The sequence below is a fragment of the Haloactinopolyspora alba genome (genome assembly GCF_003014555.1).
Classification (GTDB): domain Bacteria; phylum Actinomycetota; class Actinomycetes; order Jiangellales; family Jiangellaceae; genus Haloactinopolyspora; species Haloactinopolyspora alba.
This window is the reverse complement of record NZ_PYGE01000003.1, coordinates 20,228-45,405: the sequence shown is the minus strand read 5'-3', so window position 1 is coordinate 45,405 and position 25,178 is coordinate 20,228. Positions and strand designations below refer to the sequence as shown.

Below are 25,178 nucleotides of genomic sequence, written 5' to 3'. Positions count from 1 at the left end.
AGGATGGCGGCCGTGTGGGTGTACATCGTCATCGCTGCCGTCATCGTCGTTCTCGCCGTCGCGCTCGCGGCCTACTACGTACCGCGGCGACGCGGCCGGGAGGTCGAGCCTCCGAGCCCGCGTCCCGGGGTCGACTACCAGCCCGGCGTCGGCGACGACGCCACGGCGCCGACGCAGCAGCCGCGGCGAAGTGTCCAGGACGTCGGGCTGCCCGAGCCCGGCGACGCGACCGCCACCGCGCCGCCGGCCGGGCAGACCGCACCGGAGGCACCCGCTCCCGAGACCGCCGAGCCGGCGCCGTCCATCGAGCGCCCGGAGCCGGCCGCAGGCCGGCTGGTGCGGCTGCGCTCGCGGCTGGCGCGCTCGCAGTCGTCGCTGGGCAAGGGGCTGCTGTCGCTGCTGTCGCGCGAGCGCCTCGACGACGACACGTGGGAAGAGATCGAGGACACCCTGCTCGCCGCCGACCTCGGCGTCACACCGACCGGTGAGCTGGTCGAACGGCTGCGCACGCGGGTCCGGGTCGAGGGCGTCGCCGACGCCGACGCGGCCCGCGCGCTCGTGCGCGAGGAGCTGATCTCTCTGGTCGACCCGTCGCTCGACCGTGAGCTGCGCACCGAGCGCCACGTGGAGGACGCGCGGCCGTCGGTCGTCCTGGTCGTCGGCGTCAACGGCACCGGCAAGACGACGACGGTCGGCAAGCTGGCGCGGGTGCTGGTCGCCGAGGACCGCGACGTGCTGCTCGGCGCGGCGGACACGTTCCGCGCCGCCGCGGTCGACCAGTTGACCACCTGGGGCGACCGGGTCGGCGTCCCGACCGTGCGCGGGCCCGAGGGCGGTGACCCGGCCAGCGTCGCCTTCGACGCGGTCAAGGCCGGCATCGACCAGGAGGTCGACTCCGTCGTCATCGACACGGCCGGGCGGTTGCAGACCAAGGTCGGGCTGATGGACGAGCTGGGCAAGGTCAAGCGGGTGGTCGAGAAGCACGGCCCGGTCGACGAGGTGCTGCTCGTCCTCGACGCCACCACCGGCCAGAACGGCATGGCCCAGGCCCGCGTGTTCAGCGAGGTCGTCGACGTCACCGGCATCGTGCTGACGAAGCTCGACGGCACCGCCAAGGGCGGCATCGTCGTCGCGGTCCAGCGTGAGCTCGGCGTGCCGGTCAAGCTGGTGGGCCTCGGCGAGGGGCCGGACGACCTCGCGCCCTTCGACGTCGAGGCGTTCGTCGACGGCATCCTCGGCTGAGGATCCGACCCGGTTCCGCTGCCCGGTCACCTGATCGTCGATCGGGCACCTGATCGTTTCGAAGTGGATCAGGTGCCCGATCTCCGCTCTGACGCCGCGCTCGGTCACCTGATCATGTCCGAATAGTGGCCAGAGAAAGATCAGGTGACAACCGCACGCGGAATCGCGCCGAAATGTCACCTGATCAACTCCGGGCTGTGGCCTCAGCGGCGATCGACGCCCGCCAGCTCCGGCTCCGGCTCGGCGGGGTCGAGGTACACCTCGGGGCGGCCCTCGACGTGCAGCTGCGGCAGCCGCCGGTCGAGCGCCCGCGGCGCCCACCAGTTCGCGCGGCCGAGCACGTGCATCGTGGCGGGCACCAGCAGCATCCGCACGATGGTCGCGTCGATCAGGATGGCCGCGGCCATGCCCACGCCCATGGCCTTGAGGACGACGTCCGGCGACGGGACCAGGGCCGCGAACACCGCCACCATGATCGCGGCGGCGGCCGTGATGACCCGGCCGGTGCCGGCGAGGCCGTCGACGATGGCACGGCTGTTGTCCCCGGTCCGGACCCACGACTCGCGCATCCGGCTGATCAGGAACACCTCGTAGTCCATCGAGAGCCCGAACAGTATCGCGAACATGGTGACCGGGACGAACGCGGGCATCGGTGCCGCGGCGTCGATGCCGATGAGCCCGCCGGCCCAGCCGCCCTCCAGTACCAGCGCCACCACCCCGTACGACGCGGCCACCGACAGCAGGTTCATCGCCGCTGCGGTCAACGGGATCGCGACACTGCGGAACGCGAGCAACAGCAGCAGCATCGAGACCGCGACCACGCCGCCGATGAGCAGCGGCAACCGGTCGGCCATGTCCGCGTTGCTGTCGATCACCGCGGCCGTGACGCCGCCGACGTGCACCTCGGCGCCGGTCGCGTCGGTGACGGGCGGGATCACGTCGGCACGCAGTTCGCGCGCCAGGTCCTCGGTGTCGCCGTCCTGCGGCCCGCTCTCCGGCACCACGCTGATCAGCGCGGCGTCGCCGGCCGGGTTGAGCTGCGGCGGCGCCACCGAGGCGACGCCGGCGGTGGCCCCCAGGGACGTCGCCAGCTGGTCGAGCGCCTCCTGGCCGGCGGCGTCGTCCTCGGCCGGCGCCAGGTCGGCGACCACCAGCAGCGGGCCGTTGGCGCCGGGGCCGAAGCCGTCGCTGACCATGTCGTAGGTTTGCCGGCTGGAGTTGCCCTCCGGGTCGTTGCCGGCATCCGGGAAGCCGAAGCGGGTACCGAGGAACGGCGTCGCGAGCAGCAGCAGGAGCGCGACACTGCCGACCACGGCGACCTTGCTGTACCGTCCGATCGACCGGCTCCAACGCCGCCAGCCGACCCCGGGCTCGACATGACCGCCGGCCGCGAGCCGCACGGTGCCACGACGCCCCAGCGGTAGCCGCAGCCGGTCGATGTGTCGGCCAAGGAAGCCCAGCAACGCCGGGAAGAGCGTCGTGGCCACCGCGATCACCATCAGCACCGCGACCATGGTCACCACGGCGGCGCCCTGCATGTACGACAGTCCCATGGCGAACAGGCCCAGCATGCTCACCATCACGGTGGCGCCGGCGACCAGCACCGAGCGCCCGGCGGTGTCCAGTGTCGCCACGGTCGAACGCTCGGGATCCAGGCCGGCGGCGCGCCACTCGCGGAACCGGGTGACCATGAGCAGCACGTAGTCGATGCCCAGTGCGATGCCCAGCAGCGACGCCAGGATCGGCGCCCAGTCGGGCACGTCGAAGGCGGCCGCGACGAGCCCGGTCAGCGAGGCGCTCACGGCCAGGCCGGCGAGGGCGACGCTGATCGGGAGGCCGGCGGCCACCACCGAGCCGAAGGTCACCAGCAGGATGATGGCCGCCGCGACCAGGCCCACGATCTCCGAGCCGAACTCGCCCGCCTCGGCCAGCCGGATCGTCTCGCCGCCGAGCGCGATCTCGAGGCCGGGACGTTCGGCGGCGTCCGCCGCGCTGAGGATCGTCTCGGTGTCCGCGACCGGCATGTCCTCCGGGTTGGCGACGTCGAGGTTCAGGCGGGCCAGCAGGGTCTGTCCGTCCGCCGCGATGGCTCCAGGGGTGTCGTACGGATCCGCGGCGGCCGTGACGTGCGGGAGCGTCTCCAGATCGTCCAGCAGGGTGGTGACCTCGTCGCGCACGGCGGGGTCGGTGACGTCGTCCGCGTGCACGACGACGTCCACCGGCTCACCGGCCTGCTCGGGGAACCGCTCGGTCAGCAGGTCCTGCGCCTGCTTCGAGTCCGACCCCGACGTCGCGTAGTCGACGGTGAAGTCGCCGCCGAACGCGGCGGTGAGCCCGGACGCGGCGGCGAGCGCCAGCGCCCAGGCCACCAGTACCCGGCCCCGTCGCCGGTAGGACACGGCGGCGAGCCTGCCGAGCGGGCCCGGGCGCGGCGGCCGTGCGCGCGCGCCCCTGGGCGTCGTGGTGTCGGTCATCAGCCTCTCCCTGGCGTGGTCTGGGACGCAGTACGCCGGCACGGTCGTGCCGGCAGGTCGGTGGTCCGGAGTCGTTCGGTCATGGCTGCGATCGTGTCCCGTCCGGGGCGGGACGGTCTTCAGCCGGCGGGCGCCGGCCGGTACGCACATCCGCTCAGCCGCGTGCCGCCGGAACTGAGCGGATCGGAGTACCCCGGCTACGCCGTCAGGTGGATCCGCGTGGCGCCGGGCGTCGCTACGATCTGCGGATGGGTCTCGCCGAGTACGTCCGGCTGCGGCCGTGGGCGCAGGACGTGCTGCTCGCGGCCTTCGTCACGGTCATGCAGGTCATAGGCACCCGGCAGACCGCTTCGAACGCCGAGCCGGGCCTGGTCGAGCGGACCCTGGCCGACGTCGGTTATCTCGGCTACTCGCTGCTGATCGTCGGCGGACTGTCGCTGGTCGTGCGCCGCCGCCACCCGGTCGCGGTGTTCGTCGTCAACGGCGTCATCAGCCTGGTGTACTTCGCGGCCGGATTCCCCGACGGGCCCGCGTGGATCGCGCTGTTCGTCGCCCTGTACACGGTCACGGCCTACGGTGACGGGCGCCGCTCGCTGCTGCTGAGCGGCGCCGGCATCGCGGTGTTCGCCGCCGGGTGGCTGGTGGAGGCCGCCGACGTCGAGCCGAGGGTCGCCATCGGGTGGGTGTTCTTCCGCATCGGACTGTGCGTCGTGGCGGCGGCGCTCGGCGAGTCGGTGCGGTCCAGACGGGTGATCGTCGCTGACGCACAGGAGCGCGCCGAGCGGGCCGAGCGCACCCGCGAGGAGGAGGTCCGCCGACGGGTGGACGCGGAGCGGCTGCGGATCGCGCGTGAGGTGCACGACACCGTCGCCCATGCCGTGGCCATCATCAACGTGCAGGCGGGCGTCACCGCCCACGTGCTGGACAAGCGTCCGGAGCGGGCCCGCGAGACCCTGGTCACCATCGAGCAGACGAGCGCGCAGGCGCTGCGCGAGATGCGCGCCATCCTCGGCGTGCTGCGCAGCGCCGACGACCACGAGGGCGCGCCGGGCCCGAGCCTGGCCCAGCTCGACGAGATCGTCACCATGGCACGCGACGCGGGGCTGGACGTGGAGCTCGCGGTGGGCTCGCCGGCGCAGGAGCTGCCGAGCGCCGTCGACCGCGCGGCCTACCGCATCCTGCAGGAGTCGATCACCAACACGGTGCGCCACGCCGGCCCCACCCGGGTGCGCGTGTCGCTCCGGTACGGTCCGACGGACCTCGACATCCGGGTGACCGACGACGGCCGGGGCCGCGGCGACGACCGGGACCGCGGCGACGACCGGGGCCGCGGCGACGACCTGGCGGCGGAACGGGCCGGCTCCGGGCGCGGCATCGTCGGCATGCGCGAGCGCTGCGAGCTGCTCGGTGGCGACCTGGCCGCCGGGGCCCGGCCCGACGGCGGCTTCGAGGTACGGGCGCGCCTGCCGTTGCAACCGGTCGGGGTGGTGCCGGCATGACCGCGGACGACGCCACGTCCCGGCAGGACGGACAGCCGGTCAGGGTGCTGCTCGCCGACGACGAGCTGCTCGTGCGCGCCGGTTTCAAGGTGCTGATCGACGTCGAGGACGACATCGTCGTCGTGGGCGAGGCCACCACCGGTTCCGAGGCCGTCGACCACGCCCGCTCCCTGCGTCCCGACGTCGTGCTCATGGACATCCGCATGCCCGGCCTGGACGGCATCGACGCCACCCGGCGCATCGCCGCCACCGCCGGGCTGGAGGAGGTCCGGGTGCTGATCCTGACCACGTACGACACCGAGGCGTACGTGTTCGACGCGCTCGATGCGGGGGCGAGCGGGTTCCTGCTCAAGGATGCCGGCCCGGCCGAGCTGCTGCAGGCCATCCGGGTGGTCGCCGCCGGCGAGGCGCTGCTGGCGCCGAAGATCACCCGGCGGCTGATCGCCCAGTTCACCGCCGGCCGAGCGGTCGAGCACGCTGCCGGTCACCGGCTCGCCGAGCTGACCCAGCGCGAGCGGGAGGTGCTGACGCTGGTGGGTCGCGGGCTCAGCAACGCCGAGATCGGCGCCGAGCTCTTCCTCAGCCCGGCCACCGTGAAGACCCACGTCGGGCACGCCCTGACCAAGCTGGACGCGCGCGACCGGGCGCAGCTCGTGGTCGTCGCCTACCAGACCGGGCTGGTACGGCCGTAGCGCCGCCCGGCGGCCGGCTCGGGCTCACGCAGCCGTCCGGTCATCGAATGGTCGGCTCGGGTTCGCTTTCCGGCCGCGTGCGACGGGTGGTGGCGCCCCTCGGCGTCCGGAACCATACGGGGGCAAATGGTGTCAGGGTCGGCGGTCCGTGCGGGACCGGCGTTCCCTCGATCACGGAAGGAACGTGTGCATGTCCACTTGGCGTAGAACCGCCGGCGTGGCGGTCACGGCGACGGCGCTGCTGGCGACGGTGGCCGCGGGCCTGCCGTCCGCAGCTGCCCCGCCCGACCGCCCGGACCACCCGGACCGATCGGGCGCCGGCCGTGCGTTCGACCTGCAGGCGCACCGCGGCGGCATCGGGCTGCGGCCGGAGAGCACGCTGGCGGCGTTCGGCAACGCACTGCAGCTCGGCGTGTCGACGCTCGAGCTCGACGTCCAGATCACCAAGGACGGGTACGCCGTCGTCACCCACGACCGGCGGATCGACCCGGACAAGTGCACCGACACCGAGCCGGTGACCCCCGGCGACCCGCAGTTCCCGTACGCGCAGGGCAACTACATCAAGGACCTCACCCTGGCGCAGGTGCGTACCCTGGACTGCGGTTCGCAGACGCTGCCGAACTACCCCGACCAGGAGCCCGTCCCGGGTTCGACGATGCCGCTGCTGGGTGAGGTCTTCGACCTGGTGCAGCGCTACGGCGCCGGCGACGTCCGGCTGAACATCGAGACGAAGGTCGAGGCCGGTGCGCCGGAGGAGACCGCGCCGCGCGAGGAGTTCGTGAACGTCACCGCGGCGGCGATCCGCGAGGCCGGTTTCGAGAAGCGGGTGACGATCCAGAGCTTCGACTGGGGCGCGCTCATGCTCATGCGCGAGGTCGCCCCCGAGTTGGAGCTGGTGGCCCTGACGAACCACGACTTCCTGCAGATCGACCAGCCGGGTGCGTCTCCGTGGCTGGGCGGCATCGACATCGACGACTTCGGCGACGACCCGATCGCCGCCGTCGAGTCGTTCGGTGCGGACGTGTTCTCGCCGGTGCACGGGTTCGGCGGCTCCGTCGGCGACCCGGACTACGTGCCGTACGTGACCGCGGAGATGGTCGAGCACGCACACCGCAACGGCATCGACGTCGTCCCGTGGACGGTCAACGACACCGCCACCATGAGCAAGCTGATCGACGACGGCGTGGACGGCATCATCACCGACTACCCGGACCGGCTGCGGGCGTTGATGGACGAGCGCGGCATGCGCCTGCCCGAGGCGTACGCGTCGCCGTTCGACGTCCAGGGCCACCGCGGCGCCCGCGCGATGCGACCGGAGAACACGCTCCCGGCGTTCGAGTACGCGCTGGCCAACGAGGACGTGTCCACGCTGGAGCTGGACACCGGGGTGACCGAGGACGGCGTGCTGGTCGTCAGCCACGACCGGGCGGTCAACGGCTCGCACTGCGTGGACACGTCGCCGGTCACGCCCGGCGACCCCGAGTTCCCGTACGTCGGCGACCTCGTCCACGAGCTGACGCTCGAGCAGATCAAGACCATCGACTGCGGATCGAAGACACTGCCGGCCTTCCCCGACCAGGTGGCCGTGCCCGGTGCGCGGATCCCGACCCTGGACGAGGTGTTCGAGCTGGTGAAGGCGAGCGGCCGCGACGACGTCCGGCTGAACATCGAGACGAAGATCGACCCGACGGTCGACGACACGGCGCCGTACCGCGAGTTCACGGCGAAGCTCGTCACGGCGATCCGGGACGCCGGCATGCGTGAACGCGCCACCATCCAGTCGTTCGACTGGCGCACGATCGTCGAGGCGCGCAAGCTCGACCCGCGCATCGAGACGGTGGCGCTGATCTGGCAGTACGGGCCGGAGGAGTGCCGGACGGTCGCCGACGGATGCTCGCTGCAGGCGGTGTACGGCGACCCGAGCGTGACGAGCCCGTGGACGGCCGGGATCGACTGGTGGCGGCATCAGGACATCGCCCGGATGGCCCGGATCGCCGGCGCGTCGACGGTGTCGGCGAACTGGCAGGTGCACGACCCGGACCAGGGTGAGGTCGAATCCGACGACTGGTACCTGCGGGAGAGCCCGGACTACTACCACGGCCCGGGCATCGACGAGCTGCACCGGATGAACCTCGACGTGGTGCCCTACACGGTGAACGACCAGGCCACGATGCAGCGGCTGATCGACCTCGGTGTCGACGGCATCATCACCGACGACCCGGACACGCTGGCGCGGGTGGCCAAGCGCAACGGCCTGCGCTGAGTTCGCCCTCGTCCCGTGATCATCAACGATCCTCAGTGCCCATGACACGGACGATCGTTGATGATCACGGGAAGGCGAGGACCTCGCGGGCGAACGCGTCCGGCGCGTCCTCCGGGGAGAAGTGCCCGGCCTCGGGGATGAGCCGCAGCGACGCCCCGGGGATCGCCGCGGCCAGCTGGTGCGCCTTGTCCAGGGGGAGCCACGCGTCGGCGGCTCCCCACAGCAGCCGCACCGGCATGGTGAGCTGTCCGAGCCGGGGCACCAGCGGCGCGGCCAGGTCCTCGTCGTACCGGGCGACGGCACGCCAGTAGGCGGCCACGCCGTCGTCGCCACGCCACGGCGCGAGGTAGCCGTCCAGGACGTCGGGCGGCATCGGGTGGTACGTGGTCCGGCGCAGGTGCGCGGCGATCGCGGCCTCCGCGATGTGGGTGGGCAGCAGCCGCATCGTCGCGATGTTCTCGCGCGCGAGCCGCGAGAAGTCGCTGACGAACGGCGGGATCACTGCCGCGTCGGCCAGCACGAGAGCGCCGATCTCCAGCCCTTCGAAGAAGTGCGCGCGCAGCGCGAAGACGGGCGCGAAATCGAAGGCCACGACCGTGGGCGCGTGGAGGCCCCAGTGGGTGAACAGCTCGGGCAGCCGGCGGGCCTGCTCGTCCCAGGAGATGTTCTGGCCGGCGAACCTGTCCGACCAGCCGAAGCCCGGCCAGTCGAACACGTACACCGTGTGCTGCGCGGACAACGTCGGCACGACGTTGCGCCACAGGAACGACCAGTTCGGCGTGCCGTGCAGCAGGACGATCGGGGTTCCGGAGCCGAAGCGGTCCCACCGGATCGCTCCCTGCGGGGAGTCGAACGTGCGTGACAGCTGCCAGTCCGGCATCTCCGACCTCCTCCACCTGATCAGGGCACGATGATGCGCGGGGCGGCGAACGCCGCGTTGTCGATGACGATGTCCACCATCGCCAGCGGCCGGACCTCCTCCAGATAGATGCCCTCCGCCACTCGATAGCGGTCGCGGTGCAGCGCCTCCGCCTCGGACGCGGCCCAGTCCTGGTCGCGCTCGGCGCCCCGCTGCACGGACAGCTCCGCATCCGTGTCCAGCCAGATGCGGAAGTCCCAGTACCCGTCGATCTCCGGACGGAACGCGAACACGCCGTCCACGATCAGCACGGCATCCGAGGCGACCGGCGTGGTGGACGCCGAGTGCTCCTGCTGCGTGAGCGGGTCGATGCTGCACAGCGCGCACGATGGTGCGTCCGGTGAGCGGCAGGGCTCGAGCAGGAGCCGCTTGACGGCGTCGTAGTCGTAGGCGTTGCGGTAGTAGCCCTCGCCCGACTCGCGGTCGTACAGATGCCGTTCGCCCCATGGCCGCTTGAAGTCGTCCAGGGTCGCGCGCAGCACCGGACGCCCCACGGCACTGATCCGCGCGGCCAGTTCGTGCCCGAAGCTGGTCTTGCCCGACGCCGTGAAGCCGTCGACGCCGACCAGCAGCCGGCCGGTGCCGAGGGCCAGGATGCGCCCGGCGACGTCGGCCACCAGCACCTCGCGCTCGGCGGACGCGAACGGCGGGTACGGCTGCTGCCAGGTCGAGGACGAGTGGTGCACGGCTGCCGGCTGCGGTCCCATGGACTCAACCTATTCCCCGGACTCGTCGGACACGCCCTCAGCCGTCGTGGCGGAGGGTGATCTCGAAGCTGCGGCCATAGGCCTGGTGTGTGTCGAACTCCAGCAGAGTGCCGCCCGCGACCCGATCGACGTGGACGTGCCGGCCCGGTGAGATCGCCGTCATCGGCCGGCCGCGCAGCAGCACCGAGACGGTGTCGCGGTCCATGGTCGGGTCGGACACGGCGACGGTGCGCACCCGGTCCGCGCGGGTGCGCACGATGACCGACGCGGGACCGTCGACGCTCACCCCCGCCGCCTCGTGCCGCCCGGCCGCGAACACGTTGGCCGCGACCAGGCCCAGGCCGGTGTGCTTCACCGCCTGGATCTCCGGCCGGTTCGCGACGACCCCGAGCCGGCCGTCGGCGTAGGACTCCAGCAGCCGGGCCGAGGCGCCGGGAACCAGGGCGTAGGCCAGTGCGGACGGCGCGGCGCCGGCCGCGTGGTCGACCGTGATGCCGAAGACGTTCCGGGTGACGTCGGTGTCCGGGTTCGACTCGCGCACGACGCGGCGGCTGCGGGTGACCTCGTCGAGCGTCACCCGCGCGGAGACGTCGTCGAGGAACGTGTAGCCGACGGCGGTGCCCTGCGTGTCGTTGGCGAAGCGCAGCCACCGGAGGTGTCCCTCGCCGGTGCCCGTCCATGCGCCGCCGTCGCGCCGCGCACCCGTGACCGCGAGCTCGTCGGACGGCAGTGCGATGCGCGCGTCCACGGTCGTGGTGACGGCCCGTCCCGCCGGATCGCCGACACCGGCGGCCAGCACGACGATCTCGTCGTCGAGCATGAACCACGACTTCGTCGCCGTCGCGTTGCGGTACACGACGAAGTCGTCCGGCAGGATGCCCTGCTGCTTGTGCGCATAGGCGACGTCGTCGGACTGCACCAGCGCGGCGACGCCGTACGCGTCCAGGGTGGCGCCGCCGGAGAGGCGGTTCGTGCCGCGCGGGAAGTACACGTAGGTGTTCTGCGACTCCGACGCGGGCGTGAACTCCAGCGGGTGGTCCGGGTTGTCGTAGTGCTGGGTTCCGTACAGCTCCGGGATGGTCCGGCGTTGCTCGACCGGAGCGGTGACGCCGGCGAGCCCGTACGGCGAGACCGTCGTGTAGTAGTCGACGCCGAACGCCTCGGTCTGGTCCGCGCCCGAGAGGTACAGGTAGTGCGCGCCGTCGCCCTGGAACCACGGCATCAGGTTCTCGCCCAGCATGTACTCGTACTTGCTGATCCGGTCCGAGCTGCGCGACAGCGCGAACGCGTAGCCGGGGCGGCGGTGCACGTTCTTGTCCATGGCGTTGAAGGCGACGCTGCGCGCGGACGGGTTGAGGTCGGCGGGCTCGACGGTGTCGTCGTCGATGATGTCGGCGTAGCGTGCGATGCTGACCGGCGAGTCGAACCTCGCCGGGTCGAGCGACGCCCGCGACGTCGCGCGGATGAACTTCACGTAGCTCTTCAGCGCCGCGGCGTCGGTACCGCCGGCGTATGACGCCAGGTCGACGACCGCCTCGAGCACGACGGCCACGTCGGCGTAGCCGGTCCGCGTCCTGGAGACCGCGCGGCCCTTGACGATCTCCATCATCCAGCCCTCGAAGATCAGCGGGGCGAACCCGTCCGCGACCCATCCCTGCACGACCGGCACGAGCGCGTCGCCGTCGGCGAAGCCGCTGCCGTCGAGGATCTTCATCGTCTGGACCACGCGGCTGAGCAGCGCCTTGCCGTACGAGCCGGTGTAGGCGACCGAGTGGTGCTGGATGAACGACCCGTCGGCGTAGTAGCCGTCGGTGACGCCGTGCTTCAGGTTGTACGGGTCGATGGTGGCGAAGACGGTGAGCTGGTCCCGGATCGCCTTGTCGATGCGGGCGTCGTCGCCGAGCAGGGCGCCCTGCAGGATCCGGTTGGTGGTGATGTCGGCGAGATTCGCGCCGGTGTGGAAGCGCGAGTCGAGGTCCACGTCGCCGTCGGTGCCGTTGCGCAGGTACGCGTCCATGGAGGTGACGTAGGTCGCCACCAGTTCCGGGCGGTACTGCCGCACCTGCTCGGACAGCAGCACCAGTGTCCGGGTGACCTCGGTGGAGATGCCGATCTCCCAGTGGTACCAGTTGCCGTAGTAGCCCTGGGACTGGTCGCCGTAGTAGTTCTCGTGCAGCCGGACCAGGGCGTCGAGGACGCGGCGCTGGACGTCGACGTTGCCGTCCAGGTCCGACGCGGTGCCGCCGGACGTCCGGGTGGCCAGCGCGATCTGGTACAGGTAGCGGAACGAGGCGGCGAGGTTGGAGCTGCTGGGGCCCAGCGGCTCGCCGGAGAACAGTTCGCCGTCGCCGGCGGCGTCCATCCGCTCGAGCCGGTTCCGCGCGGTGCGGTCGATCGCGGCGAGCCTGCCGGCGACCTCCGGGCGGGCGTTGGACTGCGCGGTCCCGGCGAGCATGGCGACGGTGTTGGTGAGTAGGCGGGACGTGTCGGCGGCGGGGGCGGCGCCGGCCAGCCGGGGAGCGACGACCGGCAGCACACCGGCAGCGGAGAGCAGGGACAGCAGGCGGCGGCGGCTGAGTTCCACGGGTGACTCCCCTCAAAGAGGTCTATACCGGAACACGGGGAGTCAAACAGACGTCCCCGGCGTCGGCAAGCGTTTACCAGCTTGCCTTTCTCGTGATGGGGGCGTGGCTGCTGGGGTGATGGCACCAGTAGCCACGCCCCCATCACGAGGGTTCACAAGGTGTAGGAAAGAGCCATGCGATACGGACTCAAGCTGAGCCAACGGGCCACCATCGACGAGTACCGCGCCGTCTGGCGCATCGCCGACGAGGCGGGCTTCGACCACTGCTGGAACATGGACCACTTCGCGACGCTCGGCGACGACGTCACGGGCGACATCTTCGACGCGTGGACGCTGCTGGCCGCGATGGCCGAGACGACCACGCGCACCCGTATCGGGTGCATGGTCACCGGCAACACCTATCGCCATCCGGGCGTGCTGGCGAAGATCGCGACGACCGTCGACCACCTGTCGGGCGGCCGCCTGGAGTTCGGCATCGGCGGGGCCTGGGCCGAGTACGAGCACACCATGTTCGACCTGGAGTTCGGGACGGCCGGCCAGCGCCTCGACCGGCTCGACGAGGCGTGTCGGATCATCCGCTCGCTGTGGACGTCGCCGCGGACCACCTTCGCCGGGCAGCACTACCGGATCGAGGACGCGGTCGCGGAGCCGAAACCGCTGCAGCAGCCGTACCCGCCGATCTGGATCGGCGGCAACGGCCGCAAGCGAACCCTGCGGATAGCCGCGCAGTACGCCGACGTCTGGAACGCCCTCGGCGGGGGAGGGCCGGAGGAGTTCGCGGAGTTGTCCGGCGTGCTCGACGGTCACTGCGCCGACGTCGGACGCGACCCCGCCGAGATCAGGCGTACCGTGCAGCTTCCCCTCGACGGAGCGGTCGACGACGTCGTCCCGGTCGTCGAGCAGTACGCCCGCGCCGGGGTCGACGACGTGATCCTGATCGTGCGGGCGAAGGCCATCGAGGAACAGGCCGAACAGGCGGCCGCGCTGCTGCCGCGGCTGCGCGAGATCGGGTAGATCACCGGCGGGCGAAGCCGTAGAGGGTCAGCCGGGCCATCTCCTCCGCGTCCTCGGGCCGCGGCAGCGGTGTCGCGGTCAGGATCCGCAGCAGCAGGATCCCGGCCGGCCAGTCGAAGAGCATCTGCCGGTCGACGTCCGGGTCGAGCTCGCCGCGCTCGACTGCGCGGTCGAAGATGACGTTGCTGGTCATGAGCCGGTTGGCCAGCGTGACCCGGTAGAGCTCGGCGATGCGCGAGTCCCGTCCCGCCTCGACGGCCGCGGTGCGGAAGAACGCCGCGCCGTCGGGGCGGGTGGTCAGTTGCAACAGGTCGCGGAAGACCTCGGTGATGTCGCCGAGCAGTGACCCGGTGTCGGGGACGTGCACCTCCTGGTCGAACAGCGCCGCCACGGCGGCGTAGGCGAGGTCGTCCTTGCTGGCCCATCGTCGGTACACGGTCGCCTTGCCCACGCCGGCCCGCTCGGCGACGGCGTCGACCGTCATCGCCTGCGCGCCGCGTTCGAGGAGTACCTGCACGGCGGCGTCGAGGATGCGCTGGCCGGCGTCCGGGTCACGGGGACGGCCGCGGCGCGGCTCATCGTCGTCGGCGGGCGGTTCGGAGGTGCTCACGTCGCACGCACGCTAGCGCATCGGGCCGCCGTTGCGCCCGGCGTCGCCGTCGGCGGCCGCGATCGCGCCGGGCTCGTCGCCGTCGGCCGCGTCGCCGTCGTCGGCGTCGGCGTCGGCGTCCGGCACCTTGCCGCGGTCGGGCATCGCCACCAGCGCGAGCAGCGCTCCGGCCAGCACGACCACCGCGGCGACCACCACGGTCACCGTCATGGCCTCGACGAACGCCGAGTCCGCCGCAGCGACGAGCCGGCCCGCCGGCGCCTCGGGCAGGTCCTGGGCGACGGCGTAGGCGCCCTGGATGCTGTCCTGGGCGGCGTGGGCCGCGGCGCCGGGCAGGTTCACGGCGCTGTCGTCGATCTCGGCGGAGTAGACGGAGTTCAGCACCGAGATCAGTACGGCGATGCCGAGCGCGCCGCCGACCTGGCGGACCGCGTCGTTGACCGCGGAGCCGACGCCGGCCTTGGCGCGCGGGACCGACCCCATGACCGACTCGGTCGCCGGGCCCATCGCGAAGGCCATCCCGAACCCCAGGAGCATGGTCGCGCCGAGCCCGCGCGGTGCGTACGCGCTGTCGACCGTGGTGCCCGCGTAGATCCAGAACGACACGGCGAGCAGCACCAGTCCCAGCACCGTCGGCCAGCGCTCGCCCACGCGCTGCGCCACGGCCATCGCCGTCGGCCCGCCGACGATCAGGCCGACGGCCAGTGGCAGGATCCGCAGGCCCGCCTCGAGCGGCGTGTAGCCGAGGACCGTCTGCAGGTAGACGGACAGGAAGAACGCCGCGGCCATCATCGCGAAGAAGACGAGCGTGATCGACAGCGCGGGAATGCTGAACCGGCGGTTCCGGAAGAGCTCGATCGGCAGCATCGGCGCCGGGTGCCGGCGCTCCCACAGCACGAAGGCGACCAGCACGACGGCGGCGAGCGCCATGCCACCCAGCGGTACCGCGTCGGTCCACCCGCGCTCGGGCGCCTCGATGAGCGACCACACGAGAGTGACCAGGCCCACGACGGACAGCCCGGCGCCCACCAGGTCGAGGCGCGGGCTGCGCCGGTCCCGCGACTCCGGCACCAGCCAGAGTCCGAGGCCCAGCGTCACGCCCACGATCGGGACGTTGATCATGAGCGCCGAGCCCCACCAGAAGTGCTCGAGCAGCCAGCCGCCCAGCGCCGGGCCGCCGGCGATGCCGATGCCGGCCATCGCCGACCAGACGCCGATGGCGCGTTTGCGCTCGGCCGGGTCGCGGAAGACGTCGATGAGGATCGACAGCGTACTCGGCATGATCAACGCGCCGCCGGCGCCCATCACGGCGCGCGCGGCGATGACGGACCCGGCGGTGTCGGCGGTGGCGCCCCACACCGACGCGCCGCCGAAGACGATCAGCCCGAGGACGAGGGCGACCTTGCGGCCGTACTTGTCGCCCCATGCGCCGGCGGTGAGCAGTAGCCCGGCGAAGGCCAGCGTGTACGCGTCGATGATCCACTGCAGTTCGCTGGCCGACGCGGACAGGTCGCGCTGCATGGTCGGGAGGGCCGTGTTCAGGACGGTGGTGTCCATGCCGATGAGCACGAGGCTGAGGGAGAGCACACCGAGCGTGGCCCAGCGGCGCCGGTAGGCACGGTCGGACAGCCCGGTGCCGGGGGCGGTGACGGGTGGTGTGGACATGGGCCGCTCCGGGGTCGAATTACGAGACTCGCTGGTTCCGTTAAACAAATCTAGACGGAGGAGTCTCGTAAATGAACCCCGGAGGCGGGTGGTCTCCGTCACGCCGGAAGCGGCCGGGATCGGCGAGCGTGACAAGGTGGGCACATGCGCGTGAGCATCCTGGGCCCGCTCGTCGTCGCCGACGGTGACGAGGCCGTCGCGGTCGGCGGCGCGCGGCTGCGGATGCTGCTGACGCGGCTGTCTCTCGACGCGGGCCGCGTCGTCCCGGCCGACTCGCTGATCGACGCGCTGTGGCCGGAGGCGCGTCCTGCCGATCCGGACAACGCGCTGCAGTCGCTGATCGCGCGGCTGCGGCAGGTGCTCGCGCCGGCCGCCGGCATCGGGACCGAGCCCGGCGGGTACCGCCTCGACATCGAGCCGGACGACGTCGACGTGCTCCGGTTCGAACGGCTCGCCCGCGAGGGCCACCGGTTGCTGGCCGCTGGCGAGTCCGGTGCCGCCGCCAAACCGCTTCACGAGGCGCTGGGTCTGTGGCGCGGGGCGCCGCTGGCCGACGCCGCCGCGCTGCCGTTCGCCGAACCGGCCGCGGCCCGGCTGGACGAGCTGCGGGTCGCGGCGGTCGAGGACCTCGCCGACGCCGAACTGGCCTCGGGCGGCGACACCGCCGGTGTCCTGGTTCGGCTGGACGAGGTCCTGGCCGCGCATCCGTGGCGGGAGCGCTCGCATGCCAGGCGGGTGCGGGCCCTGGCCGCCGGGGGCCGCCGCGCCGAGGCCCTCGCCGCGTTCGAGGACGTGCGTAGCCGCCTCGCGGACGAGTTCGGCGCGGATCCGGGCCGGGAGCTCAGCGACGCGCACCTGGCCGCGCTGCGCGACGACGCCCCCGTTTCCGCGCCGCAGCGGCGCGGAAACCTGCGTGCCGGCCTGACGACGCTGATCGGGCGCGCGGACGACGAGGCCGCGGTCGGCGAGCGGCTGGCCGACGACCGGCTCGTCACTCTGGTCGGCCCCGGTGGCGCCGGGAAGACGCGACTCGCCACGGCGGTCGGAGCGGCATTGACCGACGCCGTGCCCGGCGGGGTCTGGCTGGTCGAGTTGGCCGCGCTGACCGACCCGGCCGACGTTCCGGCCGCGGTCGTCGACACGCTCGGCCTGCGCGAGGTGAGCGTGCGCACCCGCGCCGAGACGCACGAGGACGCGACGAGCCGCCTGGTCGACTCGCTGTCGCTGCACGACACCGTCATCGTGCTCGACAACTGTGAGCACGTCGTCGACGCGGCGGCCCGGCTGGCCGACACCCTCCTCGGCCGCTGCGCGGGGCTGCGCATCCTCGCGACCAGCCGCGAACGCCTGGGCGTCGCGGGTGAGTCGCTGTTCGACGTGCGGCCGCTCGAACCGCCCGAGCAGGACGCGTCCGTGCGCGAGGCCGCCGCGTCACCGGCGGTACAGCTGTTCGCGGGCCGAGCCGCGGCCGTGCGCCCGGGCTTCACCGTCGACGAGCACACCGTCGAGGCCGTCGTGGACATCTGCCGCCGCCTCGACGGGCTTCCGCTCGCGCTCGAGCTCGCGGCGGCGCGGCTGCGGTCACTGCCGCTCGACGACCTGCGCTGCCGGCTGGGGGAGCGGTTCGACCTGCTCAACCGGGGCAGCCGCACCGCACCCGCACGGCATCGCACGCTGCACGACGTCGTCGCGTGGAGCTGGGATCTGCTCGACGACGCCGAGCGGCGGTTCGCGGCGCGGCTCGCCGTGCTGCCCGCCACCATCTCGCTCGAGGCCGCCGAGCGCGTCGGCGCGACGGAGGGGACCATCGACGTGCTCGCCGGTCTCGTCGACAAGTCGCTGCTGCAGGCGCTCGACGGGCCGCGGCCCCGGTACCGGATGCTGGAGACCATCCGCGAGTACGCGCTGCGCCGCCTGGTCGAGTCCGGCGAGCTCGACGACGCGCGTGCGGCGCACCGCGCCTACGCGCTCGACCTGGCCGAGCGCGCCGAGCCGCAGCTGCGCGGGCCGGGACAGGTGTCGTGGGCGGCCCGGCTGCGCGACGAGCGTGAGACGTTGCACGCCGCACTGCAGTCCGCGGCGGACGCCGGCGACTCGGCGACTGCGGTTCGGCTCGGCGCGGCGCTCGGATTGTTCTGGACCATCCAGTTCGACTACGGCGACGCGGTGTCGCGGCTGCGCCGGGTGCTGGCGGAGGACGACGGCGACGCGCCGGCCGGGGCCCGGCTGACCGCGACCGTCTTCTACCTGTTCAACGCCGTGCACACCGGCGCCGTGGCCGACGTGTCGCAGAGTGTGCATGCCGAAGCGCGTGCGGCCGTGGCCGCGCTGCGGACCGGGCAGGGCACCGGCGACGACGACGGTGACGCCGCACATCCGGCGCACCTGCTGGCGCTACCGCTGATCGAGATCTTCGCCGGCGACACGGCGGCGGCGCTCGCCGAGGTGGACCGGGCCCGAACCGGTGCGGAGCCGTGGGCGGGCGCGATGCTGCTGCTGATCCGGGCGATGGCCGTCGGAGCCGACGGTGACATGGAGGCGATGTGCCGTGATCTCGACGTCGCAGCGGCCGAGTTCCGCGAGTGCGGCGAGCGCTGGGGGCTCACGACCTCGCTCACCATCCTGGCGATGACCATGACGATGTTCGGCGATGCCCGGGCGGGCGAGGCCCTGGAGGAGTCGATCCGGTTGCGCTGTGAGCTCGACCCCGGCGACGCCGCCGTCGAACAGCGCACGTGGCTCGCTCAACTGCACGCGTTCACCGGACAGGTCGAACTGGCGCGCGTCGAACTGAGCGAGCTGGTGTCGCCGTCGGCGGGCATACCGGCGCGCTACATCACGCTGTCCAGGATCGTCCTCGGCGACCTGGCCCGGCACGACGGCGACCTCGCCGAGGCACGGCGGCAGTACCAGGCCGGGTTCGAGGGGACACGGGCTGCCGACGACGCGCTGTTCGACTCGATGCTGCTGTCGGCCGTCGCCCACCTCGACCTCGCCGAGGGCGAGCACGACCGGTCCCGCGACCGGGTGGCGACGGCTCTCGACAGTGCGCTCGAGATCCGCGACATGCCGCTGGTCGCCGTCGTCGGTGTCGCGCTCGCCCGCCTGCTCGTCGAGACCGGCGAGCCGGTCACCGGCGCCGAGGTCCTCGGTGCCGCTCATCTGCTGCGCGGCACCGACGACGTCCTCAATCCCGACGTCGTGGAGGTGAAGCACCGGCTGCGCACGGACCTCGGCGAGCCGGAGCTCCAGACCGCCTACGGACGGGGACGCCGGGCCGATCGCGATGCCGCGCTCGACCTGCTCACGCGTCAGGCGCGCCGGCGGTAGACCTGCACCGACAGCGGCACGAACACCACCACGAACGCCGCCGACCACAACAGCGTCGCCGTCACCGCGTCCGCCACGGCAGTGTCTGCGCCGCCCAGCAGCAGTCCCTTCGTCGCCTCCACCGCGTGCGTCACCGGGTTGACGTCGACCCACGCCTGTAGCCAGCCGGGCAGCGTCTCCGTGGGCGCGACCATGTTCGTGCCGAACGCGAGCGGGAAGATGCCCAGGAACGCGACGGTGGTGACCGCTGTCTCCTCCTTGACCAGCACACCGATCAGCACGTTGATCCAGCTGATGCTGAAGCCGAACAGGATGGCCAGCCCGGCGGCGGCGAGCGCCGACGGCAGGTCGGTCTCGACCCTGAAGCCCAGCAGGTAACCGAACGCGAACAGCGTGCCCACCGCGACGACGTAACGGATCGCGTCACCGAGCACCGAGCCGATCAGCGGCGCGGACCGCCCGATGGGCATGCTCCGGAACCGGTCGAAGACGCCCTTCTTGATGTCGAGGTTGATGGTGAGACCGGTGGAGGTCATGCCGGCGAGGATCGCCGTCATCATCAGCACGCCGGGGAACACGTACTGCAGGTACTCCTGCGTCGAGCCGGCCACCGCGCCGCCGAACAGGTAGACGAACAGCAGCAGGAAGATGACCGGCAGCAGCAGCGCGTCCATGAACAGGCCCGGATTGCGGCGCACCTTCGTCAGGCTCCGCCCGGCCAGTGCCAGGCTGTGCCGGGCCAGCGGGTACGGCCGCCGCCGCGAGGTGGCCTCGGGCCCGGTCCGGCCGGTGGTGAGGGTCTCGGTCATGCTGCTGCCTCCTGCTGGTGGTCGCCGTCGGTGTGCCGGCCGGTGAGCGCGAAGAAGACCTCGTCCAGGCTGGGCAGGCGCAGCGACAGCTCCGTGACGGCGATCTGCTCCTGTTCGAGGCGCCGCACGATCGCGGTGAACGTGGCGTCCCCGTCGACGGGAACGGTCAGCACGTCGCGGGCGGCGGTGTCGGGCGTGCGGCCGGTGGCCGCGCTGAGGATCGTCGCGACCTGGTCGAGGTGCCGGGCGTCCGCCGGCCGGACGGCGACCGTCTGCCCGCCGACCACCTGTTTGAGCTCCGGCGGGGTGCCGTGCGCGATCAGCCGCCCGTGGTCGATGACGGTGATGTCGTCGGCGAGCGCGTCGGCCTCCTCCAGGTACTGGGTGGTGAGCAGGACCGTTCCGCCGTCGTGCGTCATCGAGCGGATCATCTGCCACACCTCCTCGCGCTTGCCCGGGTCGAGGCCGGTGGTCGGCTCGTCGAGGAACACGACACCCGGCCGGGCGATCAGGCTCGCGGCCAGGTCGAGGCGGCGGCGCATGCCGCCGGAGTAGGTGGAGACGCGTCGCCCGGCGGCGTCGCTGAGCTCGAACTGCTCGAGCAGCCGCTTCGCCCGGGCCTTCGCCTCGCTCGCGCGCAGGTCCAGGAGCCTGCCGAACAGGGTCAGGTTCTCCGCGCCGGTCAGGTCCTCGTCGACGGAGGCGTACTGGCCGGTGAGGCCGATCCGCCGCCGCACCTCGTCGGCCTGGTCGACGACGTCGAAGCCGGCGACCGTCGCCGTCCCGTCGTCCGGGCGCAGGAGGGTGGCGAGGACGCGGACGGCGGTCGTCTTGCCCGCGCCGTTGGGCCCGAGCACCGCGAGCACGGTGCCCGGCTCCGCGGCGAGGTCGATCCCGTCGAGAGCCGTCGTCTTGCCGAACCGTTTGACCAGGCCGGTGGCCCGGAACGCGTAGTCGTCCATGGCGCCGAGCGTGCTGCACGGACCTGGCAGACCGCGCACAGCCGGCTGTCAGGGCACGCAGCATAGCTGCGGGGTGCGGCGCGGCGTCGTTTCGCTCCGCCGCGCGCGGGTACCGGTCGAACCGACGGCTCAGCACCGACTGCCCGAGGAGGACGATGACTGCCACGGCCGAGGGCCGCCAACGGGTCGTGATCATCGGCGCGGGCTACGCCGGCATGTACGCCGCGCGCCGCCTGCAGGCGAAGCTCCGGCGCGGTGAGGCGTCGGTGACCGTCGTCGACCCGCGTCCGTACATGACCTACCAGCCGCTGCTGCCGGACGCGGCCGCCGGTTCGGTCGAGCCGCGGCACGTGGTGGCCCCGTTGCGCCAGCTGCTGTCCCGCTGCCGGGTGCTGACCGCGACGGCGACGGCCATCGACGCGACGCGGCGCACGGTCCGGGTGACCGTCGGCGACGGGCACGTCGAGGAGTTGAGCTACGACGTCCTGGTGGTAGCGCCCGGCTCGGTGACCAGGACGTTGCCGGTGCCCGGCCTGCGGGAGCAGGGCGTCGGGTTCACCACCGTGGAGGAGGCCATCTACCTGCGCAACCACGTGCTGGCGCAGCTGGACCTGGCGGCAAGCACGCTCGACCCGGCGCTGCGCCGCCGGGCGCTGACGTTCGTCTTCGTCGGGGCCGGCTACGCCGGCGTGGAGGCGTTGGGCGGGCTGGAGGAGATGGCCCGGTTCGCGGCGCGGCGGTTCTACGGCTCCGTCGACATGTCCGACATGCGGTGGGTGCTGGTCGAGGCGATGGACCGCATCATGCCCGAGGTCGGCGACTCGTTGGCCGCCTACGCGACGCGCGAGCTGCGCGAGCGTGGCATCGAGGTCCGGCTGGGGACGACCGTCTCGTCGATGGAGGACGGCTCGGTCGTCCTCGACGACGGGACGCACTTCGACGCCGCCACGATCGTCTGGACCGCCGGGGTGTCGCCGCATCCGCTGCTCGCGAGCTCGGACCTGCCGCTGGACGAGCGCGGTCGGGCGCAATGCGAGGCGACGCTGCAGGTCGAGGGGTTCCCCCGGGTGTTCGGCGCCGGCGACTGCGCCGCCGTGCCGGACCTGACCGCCGACGAGCCCGGCGCCGTGTGCCCGCCGACGGCCCAGCACGCGGTGCGGCAGGCGAAGGTCCTGGCGGACAACGTGGTGGCGCAGTTGCGGGGGAGGCCGGTGCGGAACTTCCGGCACGTGTACGCCGGGGCGGTCGCCGCTCTCGGACTGCACGACGGCGTGGCCGAGATCTACGGCGTCCGGGTGCGCGGCTTTCCGGCGTGGCTGCTGCACCGCCTGTACCACCTGTCGACCATGCCGACGGTCAACCGGAAGGCGCGGATCCTCGCCGACTGGTCCCTGGCGGTGCCGTTCCCGCGCGAGATCGTCGCGCTGGGCGAGCTGCACGAGCCGCGAGAGGAATTCGTCGACGTCGCACACCGCTGACGCGGCCGTTCGAGCACTGCTCCGCGGATTCCGCGCCCTGAGCTCGCGTCCGCGCCCGTCCCCGAGACCGACGGTAGAACGTCAGTTCGAAGATGCGGTAGGTTCGGGGCATGTCCGTGGCATTTCAGGCGTCCTTGCTCGACCAATCGCCCGAGCCGGCGGGCATCGGTGCGCTCGGCGAAGCCGTCGAGCGCACCGAGCTGGGCGCGGGTGCGTGGGTCGACCTCCGCCGCGGCTGGGTCACCGGGTCGGACGCGCTGTTCGAACGCCTGGCGGCCGGCGTGCCGTGGCGGGCCGAGCGGCGCGAGATGTACGAGCGCATCGTCGACGTGCCGCGGCTGGTCCGCTTCTACGACGCCGGCGAACCGTTGCCGGACCCGCTGCTCGACACAGCCAAACACGCGTTGACCGAGCACTACCGCGCGGAACTGGGCGAGGCGTTCACCACCGCCGGGCTGTGCTTCTATCGCGACGGCCGCGACAGTGTGGCCTGGCACGGCGATCGCATCGGGCGCGGCCGGCACCAGGACACCATGGTGGCGATCCTCTCCGTCGGCGAGCCGCGTACGTTGCTGCTGCGTCCGCGCGGCGGCGGTGAGACGGTCCGGTTCTCCGGAGGGCACGGCGACCTGCTCGTCATGGGCGGGTCGTGCCAGCGCACGTGGGAGCACGCGGTGCCGAAGACGGCCAAGCCGGTCGGCCCGCGCATCAGCGTGCAGTTCCGCCCGACCGGAGTGCGCTGACGGTCGTTCCTCCGGCGGCGCTTCACCTCGCGCAGACCGGGCAGCGTCGTTTGGTCCGCCGGTGGTATCCGAGTGCCGCGACACCCAGGCCGACGCCCCAGGTCAGATACGCGGGAACGGCCACCCAGAAGAACGCCTCCGGCAGCGCCACACCGTCCCCCGGTGGGAACGGGTTCCGCCCCGCGAGCCGCTCCAGCACCATCTGGACCTGTACGAACCCGAAGTACACGGTGATCCCGGCGGCGACCCCGACGCCGGGCCACAGGACCAGCCGCCGCGGAACGGGCCGTCCGCCCAGCGCCGGCACCCACCGTGGCCACACCCGCCCCCACCGGTGGGCCTGCGCCAACGGCAGCACCGTGCCTGCCAGCAGGAACCCGGCCTCGAACACCAGGACTGACGCGCCCGACTCCAGCGGCGACTTGTCCATGCCGACGGCGAGCTGGGCCACGACCCGGGTCAGGCACCCCGCCAAGGACACGTACGCCGCGATCCGTGCCCAGGCCGGCGTGTGGTCGAGCGCGGCGGTGAACCGCCACAGCCGTCCGCAGGCGGAGCACAGCGCGTGCCCCGCCCGCAGGTCCGCCCGCACGGCCAGCAGCAACAGCACCCCACCGCCGACACAGGCGGCGCGGGACAGCGCGCCGACGGGGTAGAACTCCAGCCCCAGCCCCGGTAACGCCGCGCCGACGACGTCGAGCAGCGCCATCGCACCGGCCGTGACCATCGCCAGGCTCGCGAGCACCGCCGCGGGCCGCAGCAGACGGCCCGCGGCGCCGGTGGAGCGGCCCGGCGCCAGCGCGGCCGCCAGCACCGCGGCCGCGGCGCACAGAACGACCGCGCCCCAGCCGGTGATGCCCACCAGGTCGCCGCCGATCGGCGACAGGTTGCCCGGTGCGCCGTTGAGCTGCCACGAGGTCCGCACGAGGGCGTAGCCGGTGATCACCGCGACGGCGGCGACCGCGAACCGGTTGGGCCGGCGGCCCGGCGCCGGCGGGCTGGATCGGGGTGATGTCGTGGCGTAGCGGTGCGCGGTCATGGGGCCGACTCTCTCGCGGCGCTACCCGGGCCGGCGTCCCCGTGGTGGTGGAGCCGGTTCCCCCGGTCGGGGGACCGGGTGGGGCGAGGGGCTCACAGCCAGCCGCGCCGGGCCGCCTGGACGCCGGCCTGGAACCGGTTGGTGGCCTGAAGCTCGTCGTACAGCGCCCGGGTGCGCCGCCGCATGGTGCGCGTGGACAGCCCGAGCTGGCGCGCGATGGCGCTGTCGGTCAGCCCTGTGGCCAGCAGCTGTGCCAGCTGCCGGTCGTCGGTACGGGTCCCGGCCTCGACCCCGATCGGCTGCGCCTGCCGCCAGTACAGCTCGAACAGCTCGAGCAGCGCGGTCAGCAGCGTGGACTCGCGGACCACGGCCGCCTGGGCGTGCTCGACGTCCAGGTCGAGGGGGAGCACGGCGATGCGACGGTCGGCGATCGCGAGCTTGAGCGGCAGGCCGGGCAGCACGCGTCCCTGCTCACCCCGGGCGGCCAGTGCCTGCACCTCGTCGAGCGCGCCGGCCACCTCGAGCGCCTCCGGCGCGTAGATCGCCCGCCACCGCACGCCGTGGCCGAGGCTGACCGGCTCGACCGGGTTCGTCGCGGCGAGGGCGTACGGCGGACGGTCCAGGACCAGCATCTCGTCGCGGACCTGGTGCTGCAGGCGGACGAACCAGCGCCCGAGCTCCTCGGGGCCGTTCAGCATCTCGACGGTGCCGCCGCCACCGGCGCGGCGGCGCACGGCGTGGAACATCGACGACAGCGCCAGGGCCGAACCGCGGACCCGGTCGAGTTCGCTGCTGCGGTCACGGACCATCGCTTCGACCGCCGACTCCGGGTCGACGGCGGTGTAGCGGCGGCGCCGTCCGGCCATCCGGGTGACGAGCCCGTGTTCGCGCAGCCGGCCGAACGCACGATCCACCCGCGCCTCCGGCTGGCCGAGCTGCTCGGCGAGACCGGCGGGTGTCGCGTCCGTGCGGGTGAGCAGCGCGCGGTAGACCTGTTCGTCGAAGGACGAGACGCCGACCGGCGCGAGAGTCAGCGGACCGTCCGTCGCGGCACCGGGTTCGGTCCCGGCCGCGCCGTCGTCGGTGTCGAGGTCACGCTCGTGTCCGGTCACGAGCGGAGTGTGGCCGCACGGTGCCAATGGCCGCAA

18 protein-coding genes and 1 pseudogene are annotated in these 25,178 nt (G+C 72.7%); 9 read left to right on the top strand and 10 right to left on the bottom strand.

Annotation, left to right across the window (positions count from 1 at the left end; genetic code table 11):
• The first annotated feature begins 3 nt into the window (after positions 1 to 3).
• On the top strand, positions 4 to 1,242 hold the full coding sequence (gene ftsY, locus CLV30_RS05055; protein ID WP_106536124.1) for a signal recognition particle-docking protein FtsY: 1,239 nt from the start codon (positions 4 to 6) through the stop codon (positions 1,240 to 1,242).
• Between the two features lie 203 nt (positions 1,243 to 1,445).
• On the opposite strand, the gene CLV30_RS05050 is transcribed toward ftsY, so the two are convergent.
• On the bottom strand, positions 1,446 to 3,716 hold the full coding sequence (locus CLV30_RS05050) for an MMPL family transporter (RefSeq protein ID WP_165358529.1): 2,271 nt from the start codon (positions 3,714 to 3,716) through the stop codon (positions 1,446 to 1,448).
• A gap of 248 nt (positions 3,717 to 3,964) precedes the next feature.
• On the opposite strand from CLV30_RS05050, the gene CLV30_RS05045 reads away from it, so the two are divergent.
• The 4 genes and pseudogenes from CLV30_RS05045 (at position 3,965) to CLV30_RS27735 (ending at position 8,170) form a co-directional block, all read left to right on the top strand.
• Positions 3,965 to 5,215 carry a sensor histidine kinase gene (locus tag CLV30_RS05045; protein ID WP_106536122.1) on the top strand — a complete coding sequence of 417 codons (1,251 nt, stop codon included), beginning with the start codon at positions 3,965 to 3,967 and terminating at the stop codon, positions 5,213 to 5,215.
• A complete protein-coding gene (locus tag CLV30_RS05040; protein WP_106536121.1) occupies positions 5,212 to 5,907 on the top strand; it encodes a response regulator in 696 nt (231 codons plus the stop codon). The genes CLV30_RS05045 and CLV30_RS05040 overlap by 4 nt, the downstream gene beginning before the upstream one ends.
• A 190-nt stretch (positions 5,908 to 6,097) precedes the next feature.
• Positions 6,098 to 7,180: pseudogene (locus CLV30_RS27740) on the top strand (glycerophosphodiester phosphodiesterase); the annotation flags it as partial.
• Entirely contained in the window at positions 7,157 to 8,170 is a 1,014-nt protein-coding gene (locus CLV30_RS27735; RefSeq protein WP_425323593.1) for a glycerophosphodiester phosphodiesterase family protein, read from the top strand. The pseudogene CLV30_RS27740 and the gene CLV30_RS27735, both read left to right, overlap by 24 nt.
• 64 nt (positions 8,171 to 8,234) lie before the next feature.
• Here the strand turns inward: CLV30_RS27735 and CLV30_RS05030 are convergent, their stop codons facing one another.
• The 3 genes from CLV30_RS05030 to CLV30_RS05020 are packed head-to-tail and all read right to left on the bottom strand — an operon-like array spanning position 8,235 to position 12,380.
• On the bottom strand, positions 8,235 to 9,050 hold the full coding sequence (locus tag CLV30_RS05030) for an alpha/beta fold hydrolase (protein ID WP_106536119.1): 816 nt from the start codon (positions 9,048 to 9,050) through the stop codon (positions 8,235 to 8,237).
• Between the two features lie 20 nt (positions 9,051 to 9,070).
• Entirely contained in the window at positions 9,071 to 9,796 is a 726-nt protein-coding gene (locus CLV30_RS05025; protein ID WP_106536118.1) for a nucleoside/nucleotide kinase family protein, read from the bottom strand.
• A gap of 37 nt (positions 9,797 to 9,833) precedes the next feature.
• Entirely contained in the window at positions 9,834 to 12,380 is a 2,547-nt protein-coding gene (locus CLV30_RS05020; RefSeq protein ID WP_106536117.1) for a polysaccharide lyase family 8 super-sandwich domain-containing protein, read from the bottom strand.
• Positions 12,381 to 12,554: 174 nt separating this feature from the next.
• Between CLV30_RS05020 and CLV30_RS05015 the strand changes: the two genes are divergently transcribed.
• Positions 12,555 to 13,394 (top strand): LLM class F420-dependent oxidoreductase, encoded by an 840-nt coding sequence (locus CLV30_RS05015; protein ID WP_106536116.1) that lies wholly within the window; start codon positions 12,555 to 12,557, stop codon positions 13,392 to 13,394.
• Position 13,395: 1 nt separating this feature from the next.
• Here CLV30_RS05015 and CLV30_RS05010 read toward each other — a convergent pair whose 3' ends face one another.
• Complete coding sequence (locus tag CLV30_RS05010) at positions 13,396 to 14,004, bottom strand: TetR/AcrR family transcriptional regulator (protein WP_106536115.1); 609 nt, start codon at positions 14,002 to 14,004, stop codon at positions 13,396 to 13,398.
• A gap of 12 nt (positions 14,005 to 14,016) precedes the next feature.
• Positions 14,017 to 15,669 carry a DHA2 family efflux MFS transporter permease subunit gene (locus CLV30_RS05005; RefSeq protein ID WP_106536114.1) on the bottom strand — a complete coding sequence of 551 codons (1,653 nt, stop codon included), beginning with the start codon at positions 15,667 to 15,669 and terminating at the stop codon, positions 14,017 to 14,019.
• A 144-nt stretch (positions 15,670 to 15,813) separates the two neighbouring features.
• On the opposite strand from CLV30_RS05005, the gene CLV30_RS05000 reads away from it, so the two are divergent.
• Entirely contained in the window at positions 15,814 to 18,999 is a 3,186-nt protein-coding gene (locus tag CLV30_RS05000) for an AfsR/SARP family transcriptional regulator (protein ID WP_106536113.1), read from the top strand.
• On the opposite strand, the gene CLV30_RS04995 is transcribed toward CLV30_RS05000, so the two are convergent.
• Both CLV30_RS04995 and CLV30_RS04990 read right to left on the bottom strand, forming a co-directional pair.
• The gene (locus CLV30_RS04995; RefSeq protein ID WP_106536112.1) at positions 18,981 to 19,808 is read right to left on the bottom strand and encodes an ABC transporter permease; all 828 of its coding nucleotides are present in this window, start codon (positions 19,806 to 19,808) and stop codon (positions 18,981 to 18,983) included. The genes CLV30_RS05000 and CLV30_RS04995 overlap by 19 nt on opposite strands.
• Entirely contained in the window at positions 19,805 to 20,770 is a 966-nt protein-coding gene (locus CLV30_RS04990; RefSeq protein ID WP_106536111.1) for an ATP-binding cassette domain-containing protein, read from the bottom strand. Before CLV30_RS04990 ends, CLV30_RS04995 begins: the two co-directional genes overlap by 4 nt.
• Positions 20,771 to 20,925: 155 nt before the next feature.
• On the opposite strand from CLV30_RS04990, the gene CLV30_RS04985 reads away from it, so the two are divergent.
• A complete protein-coding gene (locus CLV30_RS04985; protein WP_106536110.1) occupies positions 20,926 to 22,248 on the top strand; it encodes an NAD(P)/FAD-dependent oxidoreductase in 1,323 nt (440 codons plus the stop codon).
• A 110-nt stretch (positions 22,249 to 22,358) separates the two neighbouring features.
• Positions 22,359 to 22,991 (top strand): alpha-ketoglutarate-dependent dioxygenase AlkB, encoded by a 633-nt coding sequence (locus CLV30_RS04980; protein ID WP_106536109.1) that lies wholly within the window; start codon positions 22,359 to 22,361, stop codon positions 22,989 to 22,991.
• Positions 22,992 to 23,013: 22 nt separating this feature from the next.
• Here the strand turns inward: CLV30_RS04980 and CLV30_RS04975 are convergent, their stop codons facing one another.
• Together CLV30_RS04975 and CLV30_RS04970 are read right to left on the bottom strand one after the other, a co-directional pair.
• On the bottom strand, positions 23,014 to 24,030 hold the full coding sequence (locus CLV30_RS04975) for a hypothetical protein (protein ID WP_106536108.1): 1,017 nt from the start codon (positions 24,028 to 24,030) through the stop codon (positions 23,014 to 23,016).
• 92 nt (positions 24,031 to 24,122) lie between these two features.
• A complete protein-coding gene (locus CLV30_RS04970; RefSeq protein ID WP_205740658.1) occupies positions 24,123 to 25,142 on the bottom strand; it encodes a helix-turn-helix domain-containing protein in 1,020 nt (339 codons plus the stop codon).
• Positions 25,143 to 25,178 lie beyond the last annotated feature (36 nt).

Excerpts from the sequence above, each read along its gene's own strand:
- CLV30_RS05030 (WP_106536119.1), bottom strand. The coding sequence starts at position 9,050 with ATGCCGGACTGGCAGCTGTCACGCACGTTCGACTCCCCGCAGGGAGCG.
- CLV30_RS04995 (WP_106536112.1), bottom strand. The coding sequence starts at position 19,808 with ATGACCGAGACCCTCACCACCGGCCGGACCGGGCCCGAGGCCACCTCG.
- CLV30_RS05005 (WP_106536114.1), bottom strand. The coding sequence starts at position 15,669 with ATGTCCACACCACCCGTCACCGCCCCCGGCACCGGGCTGTCCGACCGT.
- ftsY (WP_106536124.1), top strand. The coding sequence starts at position 4 with ATGGCGGCCGTGTGGGTGTACATCGTCATCGCTGCCGTCATCGTCGTT.
- CLV30_RS05045 (WP_106536122.1), top strand. The coding sequence starts at position 3,965 with ATGGGTCTCGCCGAGTACGTCCGGCTGCGGCCGTGGGCGCAGGACGTG.
- CLV30_RS04980 (WP_106536109.1), top strand. The coding sequence starts at position 22,359 with ATGTCCGTGGCATTTCAGGCGTCCTTGCTCGACCAATCGCCCGAGCCG.
- CLV30_RS05050 (WP_165358529.1), bottom strand. The coding sequence starts at position 3,716 with ATGACCGACACCACGACGCCCAGGGGCGCGCGCGCACGGCCGCCGCGC.
- CLV30_RS05000 (WP_106536113.1), top strand. The coding sequence starts at position 15,814 with ATGCGCGTGAGCATCCTGGGCCCGCTCGTCGTCGCCGACGGTGACGAG.
- CLV30_RS05040 (WP_106536121.1), top strand. The coding sequence starts at position 5,212 with ATGACCGCGGACGACGCCACGTCCCGGCAGGACGGACAGCCGGTCAGG.
- CLV30_RS04990 (WP_106536111.1), bottom strand. The coding sequence starts at position 20,770 with ATGGACGACTACGCGTTCCGGGCCACCGGCCTGGTCAAACGGTTCGGC.
- CLV30_RS04975 (WP_106536108.1), bottom strand. The coding sequence starts at position 24,030 with ATGACCGCGCACCGCTACGCCACGACATCACCCCGATCCAGCCCGCCG.
- CLV30_RS05025 (WP_106536118.1), bottom strand. The coding sequence starts at position 9,796 with ATGGGACCGCAGCCGGCAGCCGTGCACCACTCGTCCTCGACCTGGCAG.
- CLV30_RS04985 (WP_106536110.1), top strand. The coding sequence starts at position 20,926 with ATGACTGCCACGGCCGAGGGCCGCCAACGGGTCGTGATCATCGGCGCG.
- CLV30_RS05015 (WP_106536116.1), top strand. The coding sequence starts at position 12,555 with ATGCGATACGGACTCAAGCTGAGCCAACGGGCCACCATCGACGAGTAC.